15 protein-coding genes and 1 pseudogene are annotated in these 18,578 nt (G+C 37.1%); 6 read left to right on the forward strand and 10 right to left on the reverse strand.

Annotated elements, in window-relative coordinates:
* Nucleotides 1-11: 11 nt before the first annotated feature.
* Genes ABJD27_RS16145 through ABJD27_RS16155 form a run of 3 tightly spaced genes read right to left on the reverse strand, consistent with a single transcriptional unit; the run spans nucleotide 12 to nucleotide 1,345 of the window.
* A complete protein-coding gene (locus ABJD27_RS16145) occupies nucleotides 12-446 on the reverse strand; it encodes a hypothetical protein (protein WP_348165984.1) in 435 nt (144 codons plus the stop codon).
* Between the two features lie 12 nt (nucleotides 447-458).
* On the reverse strand, nucleotides 459-785 hold the full coding sequence (locus ABJD27_RS16150; protein WP_348165987.1) for a hypothetical protein: 327 nt from the start codon (nucleotides 783-785) through the stop codon (nucleotides 459-461).
* A 56-nt stretch (nucleotides 786-841) separates the two neighbouring features.
* Nucleotides 842-1,345, reverse strand: a complete 504-nt coding sequence (locus ABJD27_RS16155) for an ArsR family transcriptional regulator (protein WP_348165990.1) — start codon at nucleotides 1,343-1,345, stop codon at nucleotides 842-844.
* Nucleotides 1,346-1,454: 109 nt separating this feature from the next.
* On the opposite strand from ABJD27_RS16155, the gene ABJD27_RS16160 reads away from it, so the two are divergent.
* Nucleotides 1,455-2,684 carry a glycosyltransferase family 4 protein gene (locus ABJD27_RS16160; protein WP_348165993.1) on the forward strand — a complete coding sequence of 410 codons (1,230 nt, stop codon included), beginning with the start codon at nucleotides 1,455-1,457 and terminating at the stop codon, nucleotides 2,682-2,684.
* A gap of 33 nt (nucleotides 2,685-2,717) precedes the next feature.
* On the opposite strand, the gene ABJD27_RS16165 is transcribed toward ABJD27_RS16160, so the two are convergent.
* The 3 genes from ABJD27_RS16165 to ABJD27_RS16175 form a co-directional block, all read right to left on the reverse strand.
* The gene (locus tag ABJD27_RS16165) at nucleotides 2,718-4,751 is read right to left on the reverse strand and encodes a M3 family metallopeptidase (RefSeq protein ID WP_348165996.1); all 2,034 of its coding nucleotides are present in this window, start codon (nucleotides 4,749-4,751) and stop codon (nucleotides 2,718-2,720) included.
* A 259-nt stretch (nucleotides 4,752-5,010) separates the two neighbouring features.
* Nucleotides 5,011-5,490, reverse strand: a complete 480-nt coding sequence (purE, locus tag ABJD27_RS16170; protein WP_348165998.1) for a 5-(carboxyamino)imidazole ribonucleotide mutase — start codon at nucleotides 5,488-5,490, stop codon at nucleotides 5,011-5,013.
* An 18-nt stretch (nucleotides 5,491-5,508) separates the two neighbouring features.
* Nucleotides 5,509-6,654, reverse strand: a complete 1,146-nt coding sequence (locus tag ABJD27_RS16175) for a 5-(carboxyamino)imidazole ribonucleotide synthase (protein ID WP_348166001.1) — start codon at nucleotides 6,652-6,654, stop codon at nucleotides 5,509-5,511.
* Between the two features lie 213 nt (nucleotides 6,655-6,867).
* Here ABJD27_RS16175 and ABJD27_RS16180 point away from each other — a divergent pair, with 213 nt between their 5' ends.
* The 5 genes from ABJD27_RS16180 (at nucleotide 6,868) to ABJD27_RS16200 (ending at nucleotide 12,964) form a co-directional block, all read left to right on the forward strand.
* Entirely contained in the window at nucleotides 6,868-7,980 is a 1,113-nt protein-coding gene (locus tag ABJD27_RS16180) for an adenylate kinase (protein ID WP_348166004.1), read from the forward strand.
* A 106-nt stretch (nucleotides 7,981-8,086) separates the two neighbouring features.
* The gene (gene obgE, locus ABJD27_RS16185; RefSeq protein ID WP_348166007.1) at nucleotides 8,087-9,085 is read left to right on the forward strand and encodes a GTPase ObgE; all 999 of its coding nucleotides are present in this window, start codon (nucleotides 8,087-8,089) and stop codon (nucleotides 9,083-9,085) included.
* 142 nt (nucleotides 9,086-9,227) lie between these two features.
* Complete coding sequence (locus ABJD27_RS16190; protein WP_348166010.1) at nucleotides 9,228-11,357, forward strand: T9SS type A sorting domain-containing protein; 2,130 nt, start codon at nucleotides 9,228-9,230, stop codon at nucleotides 11,355-11,357.
* A gap of 55 nt (nucleotides 11,358-11,412) precedes the next feature.
* Nucleotides 11,413-11,937 carry a DUF4136 domain-containing protein gene (locus tag ABJD27_RS16195; protein WP_348166013.1) on the forward strand — a complete coding sequence of 175 codons (525 nt, stop codon included), beginning with the start codon at nucleotides 11,413-11,415 and terminating at the stop codon, nucleotides 11,935-11,937.
* A gap of 58 nt (nucleotides 11,938-11,995) precedes the next feature.
* Nucleotides 11,996-12,964, forward strand: a complete 969-nt coding sequence (locus ABJD27_RS16200; RefSeq protein ID WP_348166016.1) for a tetratricopeptide repeat protein — start codon at nucleotides 11,996-11,998, stop codon at nucleotides 12,962-12,964.
* Here the strand turns inward: ABJD27_RS16200 and ABJD27_RS16205 are convergent.
* The 4 genes and pseudogenes from ABJD27_RS16205 to ABJD27_RS16220 form a co-directional block, all read right to left on the reverse strand.
* The gene (locus ABJD27_RS16205) at nucleotides 12,961-13,701 is read right to left on the reverse strand and encodes a M15 family metallopeptidase (RefSeq protein ID WP_348166019.1); all 741 of its coding nucleotides are present in this window, start codon (nucleotides 13,699-13,701) and stop codon (nucleotides 12,961-12,963) included. The genes ABJD27_RS16200 and ABJD27_RS16205 overlap by 4 nt on opposite strands.
* Nucleotides 13,701-14,663: a GNAT family N-acetyltransferase gene (locus ABJD27_RS16210; RefSeq protein WP_348166022.1), complete on the reverse strand. Its 963-nt coding sequence runs from the start codon at nucleotides 14,661-14,663 to the stop codon at nucleotides 13,701-13,703. Before ABJD27_RS16210 ends, ABJD27_RS16205 begins: the two co-directional genes overlap by 1 nt.
* A 73-nt stretch (nucleotides 14,664-14,736) precedes the next feature.
* Nucleotides 14,737-15,888, reverse strand: coding sequence for a gliding motility-associated C-terminal domain-containing protein (locus ABJD27_RS16215; protein WP_348166025.1), 1,152 nt, complete (start codon nucleotides 15,886-15,888; stop codon nucleotides 14,737-14,739).
* Nucleotides 15,889-15,891: 3 nt separating this feature from the next.
* Nucleotides 15,892-18,578 (reverse strand): annotated as a pseudogene (locus ABJD27_RS16220) (hypothetical protein); the annotation flags it as partial.

The raw sequence follows: 18,578 nt of genomic DNA on the forward strand, positions 1-18,578 counted from the left end.
GTTGGTTTCTTTTAAAGGATTCCTATAAGATTATAGATAAACAATACTGTAAATACGATAGCAAAGAGTGTAAAAAGTGCATTCATAAAATAACTTCCTATTTTGAAAATGAACTTTTGAGGGATCTCATACATAGGATAATAGGCAATCTGAGTAATTACTTTTCCTACCCAGTATGCGCCAATTAACCCAGTGATTGCTAAGGCTAAGGGCGTTTGGTTTTTAAGATCATTAGTAAGCGTAAGTGCAATGATTCCAAAAGAAAAATTAAGTCCTTGAATGTACCGTCCATACGTTTTTGCTATTTCTTGGTTAAGTGGTTTTAATTGCTTTACATCTGTATACCAATCAAAAACACGATGACGGATATATGGATAAATAAGTGCTGTAAATATCTGTCCACATCCTCCTATAATAATCAGCCAATTTGGAATAGAAAAGTTCATGATAGTTAGTTTTTAGAATGATAATGTTCTTTTTTGATGCACGGTATGAATCATAAATGTAAAATACAGAGCAAGTGGTACCGGTAAAATCATCCAAGCATTCTCGATAGGGAGGTAACAGGTAATAATAAATAAAATGAGACCTCCTATATATAATTGAAATCGTATACTTCTAGGCCTAGAAATAAAAAGAATGATTCCTGTAACAGATTGAAATAAACCCAAAGGAGCACTAAGCCATCCAATGCCAGCCCAGAAACCACTATCCATAAAACCTAGAAGCCCAGACACTATACAAATAGTGAGAATGATGTTATTCATATTCTGTAGTGTTTTCATAATCATAAATTTTTAAAGTTTCAGAAAATAGTGAAACTTATAATTAAAAAATATATTTAACGCATTAGCTTGAGAATTGTCTTTGTAATCCAGTTTTCTTTTTGTTCTGTTATTTTCTCTAGCATATTATCTGCTCTTGAGACAAAATCATATAACTCTTCTGTCTTTGCTTTAAAATGAGCTGCTTCACTAGAGGTAGATTTATCGATAGAACTTACATCTTTAAGTACACGTAGGGTAGGCTTAATTTCTCTACGACTACGCTCTCTTGCAATTTTACGAGCCAGTTCATCAATATTTCCTTCGGCGGCAAAAAACTCTTTACGTTCCCCAGGTTTGTATTCTTTGTACACAATTCCCCAGTCCATTAAAGCACGAAGGTTCATACTTGTATTCCCTCTAGAAATTTGAAGTTGTTCCATGATATCCTCCATACTAAGGGCATCTGGAGAAACCATTAATAAAGCATGAATCTGCGCCATTGTTTTATTAATACCCCATTGCGAACCTAAAGCTCCCCAGGTTTGAATAAATTTTGATTTTGCTTCTTCAAATTTCATAGATCAAATATACATATATTTTCTAACTTTCAAAATGTTTTGAAAGTTTAATAATAAAAATATTTTTAAAGCAATTCATTCTTTATTTTTCAAGCTCTATTTTTACCAAGTGAATGTATTAGTTATTTCAAATGTTTGGGTAGAGCCAGATTCTTCGGCGGCAGGCAGTCGTATGTTGCAGTTATTGGACTTGTTCCTTAGTAAAAATTGGACAGTTACATACGTATCTACTGCTTCAGAGAGTCATTATGCTGTTGATTTACAGGAAATGGGAATTACAACAGGAACCGTCCAGATGAATGATCCAAGCTTTGATGTTTTTGCAAAAGAACTCATGCCGGATATAGTTCTTTTTGATCGCTTTATGGTCGAAGAGCAGTTTGGATGGCGTATTGCAAAGCAGTGCCCTCAGGCGTTACGCATACTAGATACAGAAGATTTACACTGTCTTCGCAAAGCAAGACATCAAGCAATTAAAGAAGAAAGAGAAATGACAACAATAGACCTTATGTCTGATGTTGCAAAGAGAGAGATTGCAAGTATATATAGATGTGATCTGACATTGATGATTTCTGAATATGAGATGGAATTGCTTCAAAACGTTTTTGGCGTTCCTAAAGATGTATTGTATTATGTGCCATTTCTGTTATCACCTTTATTGGAAGACTTTACTTCTTTTGACGCAAGAGCGCATTTTATATCGATAGGTAATTTTTTACACGCACCCAATTGGGATGCAACCTTACTTCTCAAACATACAATCTGGCCAGAAATACGTAAGTCAATTCCTGATGCACAGTTACACGTATATGGCGCATATCCTTCAGAAAAAGTATTGCAGTTGCATAATCCCAAAGATGGGTTTTATATAAAAGGACGCGCAGAAAATGCAAAAAAAGTCATTTCAAAAGCAAAAGTGTTACTCGCGCCTTTACGTTTTGGCGCTGGTCTTAAAGGGAAGTTTATAGATGCCATGCAGTGTGGTACCCCAAGTGTGACTACAGCAATAGGAGCAGAGGCGATGCAAGGAGAATATAGATGGGGAGGAACTATTGAGGATGATGTATACGCTTTCGCGAAAGCGGCCACAACTTTATACACCTATAAAAATGTATGGAAAGTAGCTCAGGATCATGGACGAATCCTTATCAATAATCGTTTTCAGAAATTGGATTTTGAAGAAGATTTTTATGATACTATAACTCATTATAAAAAGACACTTGTAGAACGAAGACTAAAAAACTTTACAGGACAGATGTTACAACATCACACCATGCAAAGCACCAAGTTTATGTCTAAGTGGATTACCGAAAAAAATAAATCCCAAGAATCTACCTGACTCTTGGGATTTATAATGAATTAGGTAGTGATGTTAATCTTTCAATAATCCAGCTCTCCTAAGTAATGCTTCTGGTTGAGGTTCTTGTCCTCTAAAACGTTTGTACAATGTCATAGGATTCTCAGTGCCTCCTTTTGATAAAACGTGCTCTTGGAATTTTTGAGCAACGTCTTTATTGAAAATACCGTTTTCTTTAAAGTATTCAAAGGCATCTGCATCTAGTACTTCTGCCCATTTATAACTATAATATCCCGAAGAATATCCTCCTTGAAAAATATGAGAAAAGGCGGTACTCATGCACGTTTCTGGAGTCTTTGGATACAAACTAGTATCTGAGAAAGCGTTGCTTTCAAATGCTTTTACATCAGTAATCCCTGACGGATCATTACCGTGCCAAGCGATATCTAATAATCCAAAACTTATTTGTCTGAGGGTTTGTAACCCTTCTTGGAAAGTAGCAGAGTCCTTAATTTTTTGAACCAACTCCATAGGGATAACTTCTCCCGTTTCATAATGTGTTGCAAAAAGTTCTAAAGCTTCTTTCTCATAACACCAGTTTTCTAGCATTTGACTAGGAAGCTCCACAAAATCCCAATATACAGATGTTCCTGATAAACTAGGATAGGTTGTATTTGCTAACATTCCATGCAATCCATGTCCAAACTCATGAAAGAGTGTTGTTACTTCATTAAACGTAAGTAATGATGGTTTGCTAGGTGTAGAAGGAGTGAAGTTGCATACATTTGATACATGTGGGCGTTCATTTATTCCATCTTTTATCATCTGAGATTTAAATGACGTCATCCAAGCGCCTCCTCGTTTCCCTTTACGTGGATGGAAATCTGCATAAAATAAGGAGACAAAATTTCCGTCGATGTCAAGCACACGATATGTTTTTACTTCTTCGTGATATATATCTATGTCAAATACTTCTTCAAACTGTAGTCCAAATAATTTTTGAGCTACTTGGAAAACGCCATCGATCACATTTTCTAGTTTGAAATAGGGTTTGAGTTGCTCGTCATCTAGACTAAATAACTTTTGCTTTAATTTTTCAGAATAATAAGAGCCATCCCATTTTTCTAATCGATCAATACCATCTTCTGTTTTTGCAAAATTTTCTAATTGTGCAAATTCTCTTTCAGCAGCGGGTTTTGCTTTTTCTAATAATGTATTTAGAAACGAAACTACTTTCTCAGGAGTTTCTGCCATACGCTCTTCCAGTACAAAATTGGCATGCGTTGCATATCCTAGAAGATTGGCACGTTCGTGTCTTAGCTTAACAATCTCTAAGACATTATTTTTATTACTAAACTCGTTGTCCTTAAATGCTTTGCTACCAAAGGCAATAGAGAGTTCCTTACGTAATGCTCTATTGGTAGCATACTTCATAAATGGAATATAACTAGGATAATCTAATGTGATGATCCATCCTTTTTTATCTCGAGATGTAGCTTCGCTTGCAGCAGCTTCTTTTGCGCTTTCTGGAAGACCGTCTAGATCACTCTCTTGGGTAAGGTGTAATTCATAACTGTTTGTTTCGGCAAGTACATTTTCTCCAAAGGTAAGTTTAAGTTTTGCTAGTGAAGCGTCAATCTCTCTAAGCCTTGTTTTTTTATCTTCAGGGAGGTTGGCTCCATTGCGAGAAAAGCTTTTATACCTTTTATCTAAAAGAGTATGCTCTTCTACAGAAAGGTTTAAACCTTCTTTTTGATCATACACCGTTTTGATACGTTTAAATAAATCTTCATTAAGCGTAATGTCATTTCCAAACTCAGAAAGTAATGGGGAGACTTCTTGCGCTATTTTTTGAATATGTTCATTGGTCTCTGCACTGTTGAGATTAAAAAACACACTAGAGATACGATCTAATTGTGCGCCTGAATAATCAAGGGCCACGATGGTATTTTGGAATGTAGGAGTTTTCGAATTATTTGCAATCTCTTCTATTTCTTCTCTTGCCATGCTGATCGCTGTCTCAAATGCAGGCTTAAAATGCTCATTCTTAATAGAAGAAAATGGAGCTTCGTTAAAAGAATGTAATAATGGGTTATCTGTAGGCTTCATGATAAGCAATTTTTTTTGTTGAATTTATATGTATTTCATCGATTTTTACATACAGTTCATCGATAATAGTAAAACATCACCCGTGTTTTAAACAATATTGAAACGGAATAATATCTTTGGAGGGAGTTTTAGTGAGAATTCCCCAATTCAATGTAAAATAATAAGGTTTGATACTATTTAGAATGGTTAATAAATACTAATTCAATACCCGAATTACATTGATAAAGACCACTCGTAAGAGTGGTCTTTTCTTTTTCTTTTATTTCAAGCTTTTAGCCCCTTCGATTACTTTTTGTTTAAGACTTTCTTTATAGGCTAAAATACGTTCTCGTATTTCTGTGTTTGTAGCTCCTAAAATTTGAGCAGCAAGTATTCCTGCATTTTGAGCTCCATCTAGTGCCACTGTAGCCACAGGAACACCACCAGGCATCTGTAAAATAGAGAGTACAGAATCCCAACCATCTATAGAATTTCTAGATTTTACTGGAACTCCTATAACGGGCAATGGCGATAAAGATGCAACCATACCAGGTAAATGTGCAGCACCTCCAGCTCCAGCAATAACCACATTTACACCTCTTGTATGCGCATTTTTTCCGTAATCAAAAAGTTTTTCTGGTGTACGATGAGCACTTACAATATCTACTTCTGTAGTAATGCCTAAATGCTCAAGAACATCTATCGCTTTTTGCATTACTGGAAGATCACTCGTGCTTCCCATAATGATTCCTACTTTCATACTTATATATTTATATTATTATTGAGCGATTACTTTAATCAGACTCTTTACTTCTTCGGCTCTTTTTCTGGCAATAGCTATATCTTCATCTATGATCGTTACATGTCCCATTTTTCTAAAAGGGCGTGTTTCTTTTTTGCCATATATATGGGCAGTAACACCGTCCATACTCATAATGTCTTCTATATTTTTATAATGTACTTGACCTTGATGCCCTTCGGCACCTACTAGGTTGACCATCACAGAGGCAGCCTTGCTCGCTGTTTTTCCTAATGGTAAATCTAAGATGGCACGTATGTGTTGTTCAAATTGATTTGTATAACTACCTTCTATACTATAATGACCGCTATTGTGTGGTCGAGGAGCAACTTCATTTACAAGAATTTGATCATCTTCTGTCTGAAACATTTCTACAGCTAGTAATCCTACATGGGCAAATGCTTTTGAGACTTGCGTTGCAATAGCACGTGCTTTTTGTGCAACTTGCTCATTGATGCGAGCTGGACAAATCACATATTCTACTTGATTTGCTTCTGGGTGAAATTCCATCTCTACAACGGGATATGTCGTTACTTCTCCAGATGGATTACGAGTTACAATAACAGCAAGTTCGTTTTTAAAAGGAATCATAGCTTCTGCTATACAAGGAACTTGTGGTAGTTCTTCTAAGTCTTGCGCATTTCGTATCACAGCAACTCCTTTTCCATCATATCCACCTTGACAGGATTTCCATACAAACGGATATGAAGGGGTGTCTTCTAAAATTTCTTTAGAAGATGTATATTTCTTAAAGGATGCTGTTGGAATATCTTGATCTGTATAAAATTGTTTCTGCACACCTTTGTCTTGAATCTTACGCAATGTCCCAGAAGAGGGATATACAGTAATTCCTTCTTTTTCTAAAGTTTCTAATGCATCTACGTTTACAGATTCAATTTCAAAAGTAAGTACATCTACTTTTTTTCCAAATTGAACAACCGTATCATAGTCCATGAGACTTCCTTGCTCAAAATAATCGCAAGCGATTCTAGAAGGAGCATCTGGACTTGGATCAAGTACCGCTGTTTTGATATCGTATTTTCGGGTGTCATAGAGCATCATTTTGCCTAGTTGACCACCACCTAAAATGCCTAATGTAAATTGAGAAGAAAAATAGTTTTTCATAGAAGTACGCTCTCAACAATGTTGAGGTTTATGCTGAGCTTGCCGAAGTACGACAAGCATAAAAAATTAAAACTCAAAAATACAAAAAACCTTGTTTCTAATCTTGCTTCTTTCTTTCAGATTTTATCACCTTCTTGGATAATTAAAGTTTAAAGAATTTGAAGTTGTGATTTGTGGTTTTCTGGTAGTATCTTTGCGCCTTTGTAAAACTTTATGAAGACAGTACAATTACACGAACTTACTTTTGAAGAATGTATTTCAAAAACCGAAGTACAACAAGCCGTAAATGGGGTTGCTGTACTTGTAAATGATGAGTACAAAGGAAGAAGACCTGTGTTTCTTACGGTGCTTAATGGGGCTTTCCTTTTTGCCGCAGAGCTTATAAAAAAGTTTGATGGGGAGTGCGAGATGAGCTTTATTAAGGTGGCGAGTTATGATGGACTTGAGCAAAGTGATGAGATTTTTACGGTTATGGGAGCAGAACCATCGCTTAAAGGCCGTGATGTTGTTGTGATAGAAGACATCGTAGATTCTGGAAATACAATAGAAACTATTATCGAGATTCTTGAGCAAGAACAAGTCGCTTCTTTTAAAATCGCCACACTATTTTACAAACCTAAAGCATATACAAAGCCTTATACGATAGATTATATAGGCTTAGAAATAGAAAATGATTTTGTAGTAGGATTTGGACTAGATTATAACGGACTAGGACGTAATCTTACTTCTATTTATAAACTTAAAAAGTCAACAATGAAGAACCTCGTTTTGTTCGGCCCTCCAGGTGCTGGGAAAGGGACGCAAGCAGAAGTCTTAAAAGAAAAGTACAATCTTGTCCATATCTCTACTGGAGATGTTTTTAGATACAACATAAAAAATGCTACCGAGCTAGGAATGCTAGCAAAGTCGTATATGGATAAAGGACAATTGGTACCGGATGCTGTGACGATAAAGATGCTTAATGCAGAGGTAGAAAAAAATCCAAATGCACAAGGATTTATTTTTGATGGATTCCCACGTACAGAAGCACAAGCAGATGCTTTAGCTACATTACTAGCTTCAAAAAATTCGGAAATTGCTGCAATGGTGGCTTTAGAGGTAGATGATGAGGTACTTGTGCAACGCCTTCTAGAAAGAGGAAAAACTTCTGGGAGAGCAGATGATGCTGATGAAGATGTGATACGCAATCGTATAAAAGTATATTATACTGAGACTGCTATTCTCAAAGAATACTATGAGAAGCAAAATAAGTACTTTGGAGTAGATGGAGTTGGGAGTGTTGCAGATATCACAGAACGCTTAAGTACTGTGATTAATACGTTATAAAAACACAAAATAGAAGAGATTGTTTTGATTTCTTACGCTTTCGCGAAAGCGATATTAAGAAGGGTTTATACGTATATATAAGCACTTCAATTTTTAAATTAAGGATATGACTGAAGGGAATTTTGTAGACTATGTAAAAATACACGTAACCTCTGGAAATGGAGGTTCTGGATCTGCACATTTACATAGAGAAAAATTTATTGAAAAAGGAGGTCCCGATGGAGGAGATGGAGGACGAGGAGGTCATATCATATTAAGAGGGAATTCTAATCTCTGGACCTTATTACATCTTAAGTATAAGAAACATTTACGTGCAGGACATGGTGGTAATGGAGCAAAATCTAGATCTACAGGTCATGATGGAGAAGATGAGTATATCGATGTGCCATTAGGGACAACATTACGAGATACCGAAACAGATAAAGTGATTTTTGAAATCACCGAAGATGGTGAAGAATTTATCGCTGCCAAAGGTGGTATGGGAGGCCGTGGTAACTGGCACTTTAAAAATAGTGTAAACCAAACGCCTCGATATTCACAACCTGGAATAGATGGGTATGAAGTACAGCTTACTATAGAGCTTAAAGTCCTAGCCGATGTAGGATTAGTAGGATATCCTAACGTAGGAAAGTCGACACTGCTGGCTGCAATTACAGCCGCAAAACCTAAAATTGCCAACTACGAGTTTACGACTCTCAAGCCTAACCTTGGAATTGTACAATACAGAGATTATAAATCTTTTGTAATGGCAGATATTCCTGGAATTATAGAAGGCGCTGCCGAAGGTAAAGGAATAGGACATCGTTTTTTACGTCATATAGAACGTAATTCTACATTATTGTTTATGATTCCTGCAGATGCAGATAGTATCTCTAGTCAATATGATATATTACTACACGAACTACAAAGATACAATCCAGAAATGCTGGATAAATCTCGCCTTATAGCTATTACTAAAAGTGATATGCTAGATGAGGAACTCAAAGCAGAACTTACAGAAGAATTAGATAGAGAGCTACCTATACCCTATATGTTTATCTCTTCTGTTGCACAGCAAGGTCTTGTGGAGCTTAAAGATGCGCTTTGGAAAATGCTTAATGAGTAGTAATTACTATTAATGTATAAAAACAGGTGAGAATTATATACGTGTAACTACGTATTTTATAAGTAATGTGATGTATTTATGATGATTTCGAATTGATAGAGGTAAAATATTCTATATTTTCACGAAGTAATTAACTTACTTTATGAGACAATTTATACTTTTTATAGGATTCTTATTTTCTTTTTTTGTTGGATTTGGACAATGCCCTCCAGGGAATGTAATATTTACTTCTCAAGCTCAAATAGATGCTTTTCCTATTAATTTTCCTGACTGTACTACGATTTCTTTTCCAAACAATGTAACCATTTCTGGGGCAGATATTGTTGATTTAACTCCATTGTCTCAAATCATTTCTATAGATGATAATTTGACTATAGACAATAATTCGCAATTAGTTAGTTTAGAAGGGCTAGAGAACCTTGCTGATATTGGTAATAACTTAGTAATATCTAATAATCCAATGGTGTCATCTTTAAATGGATTAGGTGGTTTTGGTTTTTCTTCAGTACAAATCATTAACAACGATGCTTTAGTCAACTTAGAAGGCTTAGAAGAATTGATAGAGAGTTTTTCTATAGTAGTTGAGGACAATGATTTGTTGCAAAGTTTATCAGGTTTAGATAACTATAGTATTGGAGGAGAAAATACAATAAGGAATAATATAAGTCTGTCTTCTTTAGATGGATTGAATGCTTTAAGTTCTGTTGAAAATTTAATAATTGAAGATAACCCTATGTTAACAGATATTTCTTCATTAGAAAATTTACAACAAATAGTAGTTTTGTTTGAAATTATAAATAATGATTTATTAGTTAATTTAGACGGTTTGCAAACTGCAGGTGCCACTTTTGAAGCTTCAGCTGGATTTATAATTTCTGATAATGATGCTCTTGTAGATATATCTGCATTATCTGATTTTGAAACACCTTCACAATTTATAGAGGTAACTAATAATCCAAACCTTTCAGATTGTAGAATTGCTTTATTGTGTAATAACATTGCTGATACAGACTTAATTACTATTGCTAATAATGCACCTGGATGTGGTACTGTAGAAGAAGTAGCTGAAGATTGCTCCCTTTGCTCTTCTGGAAATGTTATCTTAACCTCTCAAGCTGAAGTAGATGAATTTGGATTAAATTCCTTAAGCTGTTTTATAATAGAAGGACAATTACAAATTTCTGGAGATGATATAACAGACTTATCTCCACTATCAGGAATTACATCAGTGATAGAAGGTGTAATCATAAGAGATAATGTAAACCTTGTTACATTAACAGGTCTTGAAATCAATCAAACAGCGGGCGATGTACAGATTTTAAATAACCCATCTTTAGAAAATCTTCAAGGGCTGGAAGGTCTTACATCTATGGAAGATATGTTAGTTATTAGAGATAATGCAGCACTTACATCCTTATCAGGATTGAATAATTTGACACATACAGATGATTTGTCTATCATAAATAATGATAGTCTTGAAGACTTAATAGGTTTAGGATCTTTAACTTCTACAGATGGAGATTTATCTATAGAAGATAATGATTCCTTAGAAAACCTAGGAGGTTTGATGAATTATAATGGTGGAGATGCTCTTTCTATAGTAAATAACATAGCACTTACCTCAATGGATGGTATAGGGGCTTTTGGCACATTAGCTTTAAGCATACGTAATAATCCATCAATGGTGGATATCCTATCATTAAATCAAGTTGAAAATATAGGAGAAATTCTAGAGATTGTAAATAATGATAACCTTACTTCTTTAGAAGGGCTAGAGAATTTAAATTCGGTTGGTTTTGGATTTACTATTTCAGGAAATGAAACGCTTATAGATATTACTGCCTTATCAGAATTGCTAGACCCATCAATGTATGTCGTTATTACTAATAACCCTAATTTATCTGTTTGCGATATAGAAGTGGTATGCTCATTTATAAGTAATCTAGAACCATCTCAGGATATATCAATAAATAATAACGCTACAAATTGCAACTCTGTAGAAGAGGTAGAAGAGCAGTGCTTGCTAGGAATAGAAGAAGAGTTTCTGGAAAGTAGTATCAAATTGTATCCTAATCCTACAACACGTATTTTAAATATCGCACTTCCATCTGAGATAGAACTACAGGCTATAGATGTATTTTCTGTAACTGGGAAAAAGGTATATACAACTCAAGATGTAATTATTGATTTTTCATCATTAGCAAAGGGAATGTATTTTGCTCGTGTTACAACTAGTAAAGGAGTGATCACAAAAAAAATAGTTAAGAAATAACAAAACACAATATAACTCGTATCCTTTTGTTTACTTTTAAACAAATAATACCGTGATGCGATTACTACTTTTGCTTAGTGTAGCAGTTTTTATAACTAGTTGTGGATCTACTTTTGTAGACTATGATTATGATGAGAAAGCTTCTTTTGATACGTATAAAACCTATCAATATGATTTTAGAGAACCTTCTGGACTCTCAGAATTTGACGAACGTCGTTTTGTAAAATTTACAGATAGTGTTCTTCAGTCAAGAGGATACCAAAGAACAGATTATAATAGTCTCTCTATTGTGATTCAAGCGTCAGAATATGAGACTACATCCCGTAATACATTAGGAGTAGGTATTGGTAGTGGAGGTGGTAATGTTGGGGTAGGAGTGAGTGGAGGAATTCCTATAGGAGGGAGAGAGCAACACCAACAAATTATTCTTGAGTTTTATGATATGGATCATGGTGGTACACTTGTTTGGCAAGCCATTAGTGAGAGTGACGTAAAGGTAAAATCAACCCCAAACCAAAGAGATGCGTACTTTAAAAAACTCATAGAAAAAATCTTTAAAAAATACCCTCCAAAATCTTAATCCGACTAGAACTATCTTGGCACTATTTTCGTATATATTTGCAAAAATGATGAATACCATGAAGTGGCTACTTTTTTTGTGCTTTCCTATATTTTGTTTTGGACAAGTATCTGATACTAATTCTGCTTTCGCGAAAGCAGAAACCTACTTTAACAATAAACAATATACACATGCAAAACCGATCTTTAAGACCTATCTAAAACAACACCCAAATGATCTTAAGACAATAGAATATTTAGGTGATATTTCCGGATATGCAAAAGATTGGGATACAGCAATAGACTATTACGAGAAATTGGTAGAACTCTCTCCTAAAACGGCAAATTATCACTATAAATACGGAGGAGTTTTAGGGATGAAGGCATTAGCGATTAGTAAAATAAGAGCGCTAGGACTTATAGGAGATATTAAAGAAGCCTTTATAACAGCCGCAAATTTAGACCCTAAGCACATAGAAACTCGGTGGGCTCTTGTAGAATTCTATATTCAATTACCAGGGATTATAGGAGGAAGCGAAAGCAAAGCAAAACAATATGCCGATGAACTCGCAAAGTTGTCCCCCGTAGATGGATTTCTAGCCCATGGATATATAGCAGAGTATAACGATCGCCCTAAAGATGCCGAACGTCATTATAAAGATGCTGTTGCTGTAGGAGGATCTGTAATCTGTTATACAAAACTCTACGAGCATTATGAAAAAAATGAAGCCCCTGCAAAAGCAATCCAAGTACTAGATGAAGCTCGTAAAAAACATAGCGCAGAAAACAGGTTACACTATCAGTTAGGTAAGATTGCAGGACAATACGGAATAGGACTTGATCAAGGAATAGAATGCCTAGATAAGTATATTATGAATTATTCTCCTGAAGATGGAGTTCCTAAAGATTGGGCATATTACAGACTTGCTCAAATTTATAAACATAAAGGAAGAAAACAGGAAGCTACTACTTGGATTACAAAAGCATTACAAGATCGCCCAGATTTTAAAGAAGCACTCGCCGAAAAAGAAATTATCAAAAACCTTTAACCTAACAAATCAGGGTTAATATCCAGAATGTTTTCATTTATATAATGTTCAATAAATGATGAGGTAAAATCATTACTACCTACTAGTTGTTCTTTTTGCAAAATTGCTTTGATATCTAGGGTTTTATATGTCCTTAAATATTTTTTAGAAAGAGGTGCATAACTATAATGCCAAGGCTCGTATTTAAATCCTTTACGAGAGGGAGTATCTGTATATACTAAGTAAAAACCAAACTCTTGAGAGTGTTCATCCATCCATTCTTTAAAATCGCAAAAAGGTCCAGATCCATGAAACTTTGAAGGGACCAATACATCTCCATTTACTTTTGGAGTTCCATCTATGAGATCTATATCTGTACCCCAATGGTGTCTTGAAGTACCAGGTATTGTAGAGTATGCTATTATTTTTTGAATCGATGCTATTGGGGAAAGTCCGCTTTCGCGAAAACGATTATACTTGCGCTCCCAGATTCTGTTTTGATGCGCATAATCCCTATAACTTGATACCGCTTTAATCTGAATTTTATCTTTTAAAGCAGCTTTTCTCATATCTTCAAATGCTGTAGCTGCTTCGGGTCGTAATCTATAATTTGTCCCAGTATGCAATAGCGGAGACCCTTTTCCTAACAATTCTTCCTCAGAAATAGAATCACCTACAATGGAAGCAAAAAGATCTAAGGGAAGAGTAGTAGCAATACCTCCTAAAAAAGTTATTTTGGTAAAGTTTCTACGGTTCATTACAATTCTTTTTTCATTAGATAATGTGGTCCTATTAATGGAATATTAAATTCGGCACCTATTTTCTTGTATCCTAAATTTAGGTAAAAATGTACAGCTATAATTCGTGAATTAAACCAAAGTAACGTACATTTTCTTTCTCTTAGAATTTTCTCTCCTTTTTTTAGTAAGAGTTCAGCAATACCTCGTTTTTGATATGCAGGTAATACTGCCATACCTCTAAGTCTATATTGCGTTCCTGTAAAAATACTATTTGCATCTTTCATAAATGATGCCACACCTATAATGTTTTCATTATAATACATGCCTACGTGAAATGTAGATTCTTTTTCATCTGCCTCCATGTAGACATCTTCAAGGGGTCTCCCTTTACGTAAAACAGGATGACGTACTGGCCACGTTTCTTCAGAAGTGATTTGTCTCAAATCATACTTAGAATTCTCAAGACGATATAACTTTGCAGGAAGTCCATCATAGTCAAAGTCTTTTACAAAAAGCATATCACATTTTTTAATCACTTTATGTGAAGCGCTATTGTCTAGGTGTGCATGAGCAACCAAAAAAGGGTATTTTAATTCATCAAAAGCATATGTTATAGTTGCTTTTGCTATTTCAGTAGCATATCCTTGTCCCCAATAACATCTGTAAAAACGGAAGCCTATATCTACAACTCGTTCTTCAGGATGATATTTTAAACCACACCAACCTAAGAACTCGTGATCGGATTTACGTATCACGGCCCAACGACCAATACCTGTTTTTACGTATGCATCATAATTGGCAATAAATTTATGAGCACTAGCAAGATCTTCAAAAGGAACATCTCCAGTATATTGTATCACTTCAGGATCAGCATTTATCTTATAAAAATGGACCCCATCACCTTCAGTAAATGCTCGTAAATAGAGCCTATCTGTTTCTATAATTGCTTGTCTACTATTTGTGTTGTTTCTAGAAAGCACGTCTCCTTTTTGTTTAAAAATAACAAGAAACTTGGAAGCATCCTAAGAAAACACTTTCTAGATAGTATAATGTCTAACGATTAATATAAAATGCACCCGCTAGATCTTTTTGATCTTGTAATTTTAAAACATAAAAGTAAGTGCCTACAGGAAGTTCTGCACTTCCATCTATGGTTGCTCGCCCATTAGAAATTCCGTTAAAAGAGTTGTCATAATTCTTTTTTCTAAATACTTCAACACCCCATCTATTAAAAAGTATTAGCTCATTGTCAGGACTAGTTTCTAGTCCTTCTATAATCAAGGTGTCATTTTTCCCATCTCCATTTGGAGAGATAAGGGTATATACAGTAATGGCTCCATTACCCTTTAATACAGATCCAAAAGTAAGTACACTGTATAAATTAGGTTCTATAACATCTGATGTAATTTCCCCAGAGTTCATAGTCCCTGAAAATGAACTATTACCTAGGTTAATCCATTGATTAAGAGTTGTAGAGAAACCAACAACCCTCAGTGATGATAATTCATCGGCTAGTATTGGGATATCACTTTGTTCATCCCACGTTAATGTAACTCTTGCAGGTAGTGTCCCATCTAAATCCCAGTATTCTTTTTCACTAATAATGGATAATGTATTTTGAAATGAATCTGTATTAAAAAAACCAGTTAGGGTAGAAGGAGAATTTGGATTTTCAAAGAAATAGGCTGCCTTATATAAAGTAAAAGTATTATCTAATGGAAGTACAGTCATTGTTCGTAGTCTAAAATCATCTCCTATTGGAAATCTAAAATCCAAATCACCTGCGTTATTTACATACCCATCTACATGTGTATTATCACCTTCGCCAGAATAGATTCCGTTATTCCTAAAATCTAAAGTAACACCAATATTATCTCTAGGTGTAATGATTCTGCCATTTATAAAGTCAAAAAAATTATCTACTCCTGTAGACACTTCAAAAAATAGATCATTAGAAACATCTACCTCCATATCAAAAAATATAGGTTCGTTGGTTCCAGATATGGTGAGACTATTAGCTACATTATAAAATCCTGCTAAACCAAGATTGTTATCAAAATCTCCATCATTGATCACATCAATATGAAAGCCTATTTGTCCTTCATCGTGTATCTGTACATTTCCAAAATTATGAAATGCTGTTTGCGCTTTCGCGAAAGCAAAAACAAAAACAATACTTATAAAACTTAAAGCTATTTTTTTCATCTTTTATTTATAAGCAGTGAACATTACAACGATAGATTCATCTAAGATATCATCTTGCCTGTTAGCATTGCCTGATGTTCCCTCAGTATATGTGACATCTAATTTAAATCCATCAGTTTCAAATGAAGTTAATTTTGCAGCAATGACTCCCATATTATCACCGTTGTTATTCGTATAGCGTAGTCCAATACATTGGTCATCATTTGAATATCTCGAAATATCATTTATAGAGCTTCCGCTTCCTCCACTAAAAATAACTGCCTGGCTAAGAGGTGTTCCCGCACGTGCAAAACCATTCATCGTTCCAAATGTATTTTCTAATAAAGCGGTATTATCACCTGATGTACCATTATCATCATTTATATCAAACCCGGTAATATTTGGATGAGCGACAAAGGTGACTTGAGAAGGTTCAAAAGGTAGCATATCAATTACTTGTTCATAAGTACCTGTGTCCGTTAGTGTAGTATTGTCTATTATAAAAAATCCAGTATATGCATTAGACGGTCCAACCTCACCTTGTGGTCCAATTGCACCATCTGCTCCATCTGTACCTGCTGGCCCTGTTGCTCCAGTTTGTCCTTGTGGTCCTTGAGCACCAGGTACTCCTTGTGGTCCTATAGGTCCTTGGGCTCCTTGTGGTCCAGTAGCACCTGTTGGCCCTGTTGCACCATCTTGGCCATCTTGTCCTGGTTGTCCTTGCGGTCCAGTTGCTCCGTCCTGTCCATTTTGACCTGGTTGTCCCTGAGGTCCAGTTGCTCCGTCTTGCCCGTCCTGTCCTGGTTGTCCTTGTGCGCCATCAATTCCATTTGTTCCGTCATTTCCAGGTATTCCTCGAGGCCCTTGCGGGCCAACATCACCTTGTGGCCCTTGTGCTCCATCGGTTCCATTTATTCCGTCAATTCCATCTGCTCCGTTCGCACCATCGTTTCCTGCTGGTCCTTGTGGTCCAACATCGCCTTGCGGACCTTGTGCGCCGTCAGCTCCATCAGTTCCATTTATTCCGTCAGCACCATCAGCTCCGTTCGCACCATCATTTCCTGCCGGTCCCTGTGGTCCAACATCACCTTGTGGTCCTTGTGCGCCGTCAGCTCCATCAGTTCCATTTATTCCGTCAGCACCATCAGCTCCGTTCGCACCATCATTTCCTGCCGGCCCTTGAGGTCCAATACCACCTTGCGGTCCTTGTGCGCCGTCAGCTCCATCGGTTCCATTAGTTCCATCAACACCATCAGCACCGTTTGCACCATCGTTTCCTGCTGGTCCTTGCGGTCCAACATCTCCTTGCGGTCCTTGTGCACCGTCGGCTCCATCCGTTCCATTTATTCCGTCAGTACCATCAGCACCGTTCGCACCATCATTTCCTGCCGGCCCTTGCGGTCCAACATCACCTTGCGGTCCTTGTGCACCATCGGCTCCATCGGTTCCATCAACTCCATCTGTTCCGTTCGCACCATCGTTTCCTGCTGGTCCTTGCGGTCCAACATCACCTTGAGGTCCTTGTGCACCGTCGGCTCCATTTATTCCGTCTACACCATCAGCACCGTTTGCGCCATCGTTTCCTGCCGGTCCTTGCGGTCCAGTATCACCTTGTGGTCCTTGTGCACCATCGGTTCCATTTATTCCGTCAGTTCCATCAGCACCGTTCGCACCATCATTTCCTGCTGGTCCTTGTGGTCCAACATCACCTTGCGGTCCTTGTGCACCGTCAGTTCCATTAGTTCCATTTATTCCGTCAGTACCATCAGCACCGTTTGCACCATCATTTCCAGCTGGTCCTTGCGGTCCAATATCACCTTGCGGACCTTGTGCGCCGTCAGCACCATCGGTTCCATTAATTCCGTCAGTTCCATCAGCACCGTTCGCACCATCGTTTCCTGCTGGTCCTTGCGGCCCAACATCACCTTGTGGTCCTTGTGCACCGTCGGCTCCATTTATTCCGTCAGTACCATCTGCTCCGTTTGCGCCATCATTTCCTGCCGGTCCTTGCGGTCCAACATCTCCTTGAGGTCCTTGTGCGCCGTCAGTTCCATTAGTTCCATTTATTCCGTTAGTTCCATCAGCACCGTTCGCACCATCGTTTCCTGCTGGTCCTTGAGGCCCAACATCTCCTTGTGGCCCTTGTGCACCATCTGTTCCATTTATTCCGTCAGCACCATCAGCTCCATCAGCACCGTTTGCACCATCGTTTCCTGCTGGTCCTTGTGGTCCAACATCACCTTGTGGTCCTTGTGCTCCATCGGTTCCATTTATTCCGTCAGCACCATCATTTCCTGCTGGTCCTTGCGGTCCAACATCACCTTGTGGTCCTTGTGCACCATCGTTTCCTGCTGGTCCTTGTGGTCCAATATCACCTTGTGATCCTTGTGCGCCATCGATTCCATTTATTCCGTCAACACCATCAGCACCGTTCGCACCATCATTTCCAGCTGGTCCTTGCGGGCCAACATCACCTTGTGGTCCTTGTGCACCGTCAGTTCCATTTATTCCGTCAATTCCATCTGCTCCGTTCGCACCATCGTTTCCTGCTGGTCCTTGTGGTCCAACATCGCCTTGTGGACCTTGTGCGCCGTCAGCTCCATCAGTTCCATTTATTCCGTCAGCACCATCAGCTCCGTTCGCACCATCATTTCCTGCCGGTCCCTGTGGTCCAACATCACCTTGTGGTCCTTGTGCGCCATCGATTCCAT

Origin of the sequence: Dokdonia sp. (genome assembly GCF_039945015.1) — a bacterium.
GTDB lineage: Bacteria > Bacteroidota > Bacteroidia > Flavobacteriales > Flavobacteriaceae > Dokdonia.

Excerpts from the sequence above, each read along its gene's own strand:
- purE (WP_348165998.1), bottom strand. The coding sequence starts at position 5,490 with ATGAAAGTAGGAATCATTATGGGAAGCACGAGTGATCTTCCAGTAATG.
- ABJD27_RS16205 (WP_348166019.1), bottom strand. The coding sequence starts at position 13,701 with ATGAACCGTAGAAACTTTACCAAAATAACTTTTTTAGGAGGTATTGCT.
- ABJD27_RS16215 (WP_348166025.1), bottom strand. The coding sequence starts at position 15,888 with ATGAAAAAAATAGCTTTAAGTTTTATAAGTATTGTTTTTGTTTTTGCT.
- ABJD27_RS16155 (WP_348165990.1), bottom strand. The coding sequence starts at position 1,345 with ATGAAATTTGAAGAAGCAAAATCAAAATTTATTCAAACCTGGGGAGCT.
- ABJD27_RS16195 (WP_348166013.1), top strand. The coding sequence starts at position 11,413 with ATGCGATTACTACTTTTGCTTAGTGTAGCAGTTTTTATAACTAGTTGT.
- ABJD27_RS16145 (WP_348165984.1), bottom strand. The coding sequence starts at position 446 with ATGAACTTTTCTATTCCAAATTGGCTGATTATTATAGGAGGATGTGGA.
- ABJD27_RS16175 (WP_348166001.1), bottom strand. The coding sequence starts at position 6,654 with ATGAAAAACTATTTTTCTTCTCAATTTACATTAGGCATTTTAGGTGGT.
- ABJD27_RS16200 (WP_348166016.1), top strand. The coding sequence starts at position 11,996 with ATGAAGTGGCTACTTTTTTTGTGCTTTCCTATATTTTGTTTTGGACAA.
- ABJD27_RS16165 (WP_348165996.1), bottom strand. The coding sequence starts at position 4,751 with ATGAAGCCTACAGATAACCCATTATTACATTCTTTTAACGAAGCTCCA.
- ABJD27_RS16150 (WP_348165987.1), bottom strand. The coding sequence starts at position 785 with ATGAAAACACTACAGAATATGAATAACATCATTCTCACTATTTGTATA.
- ABJD27_RS16180 (WP_348166004.1), top strand. The coding sequence starts at position 6,868 with ATGAAGACAGTACAATTACACGAACTTACTTTTGAAGAATGTATTTCA.
- ABJD27_RS16190 (WP_348166010.1), top strand. The coding sequence starts at position 9,228 with ATGAGACAATTTATACTTTTTATAGGATTCTTATTTTCTTTTTTTGTT.
- obgE (WP_348166007.1), top strand. The coding sequence starts at position 8,087 with ATGACTGAAGGGAATTTTGTAGACTATGTAAAAATACACGTAACCTCT.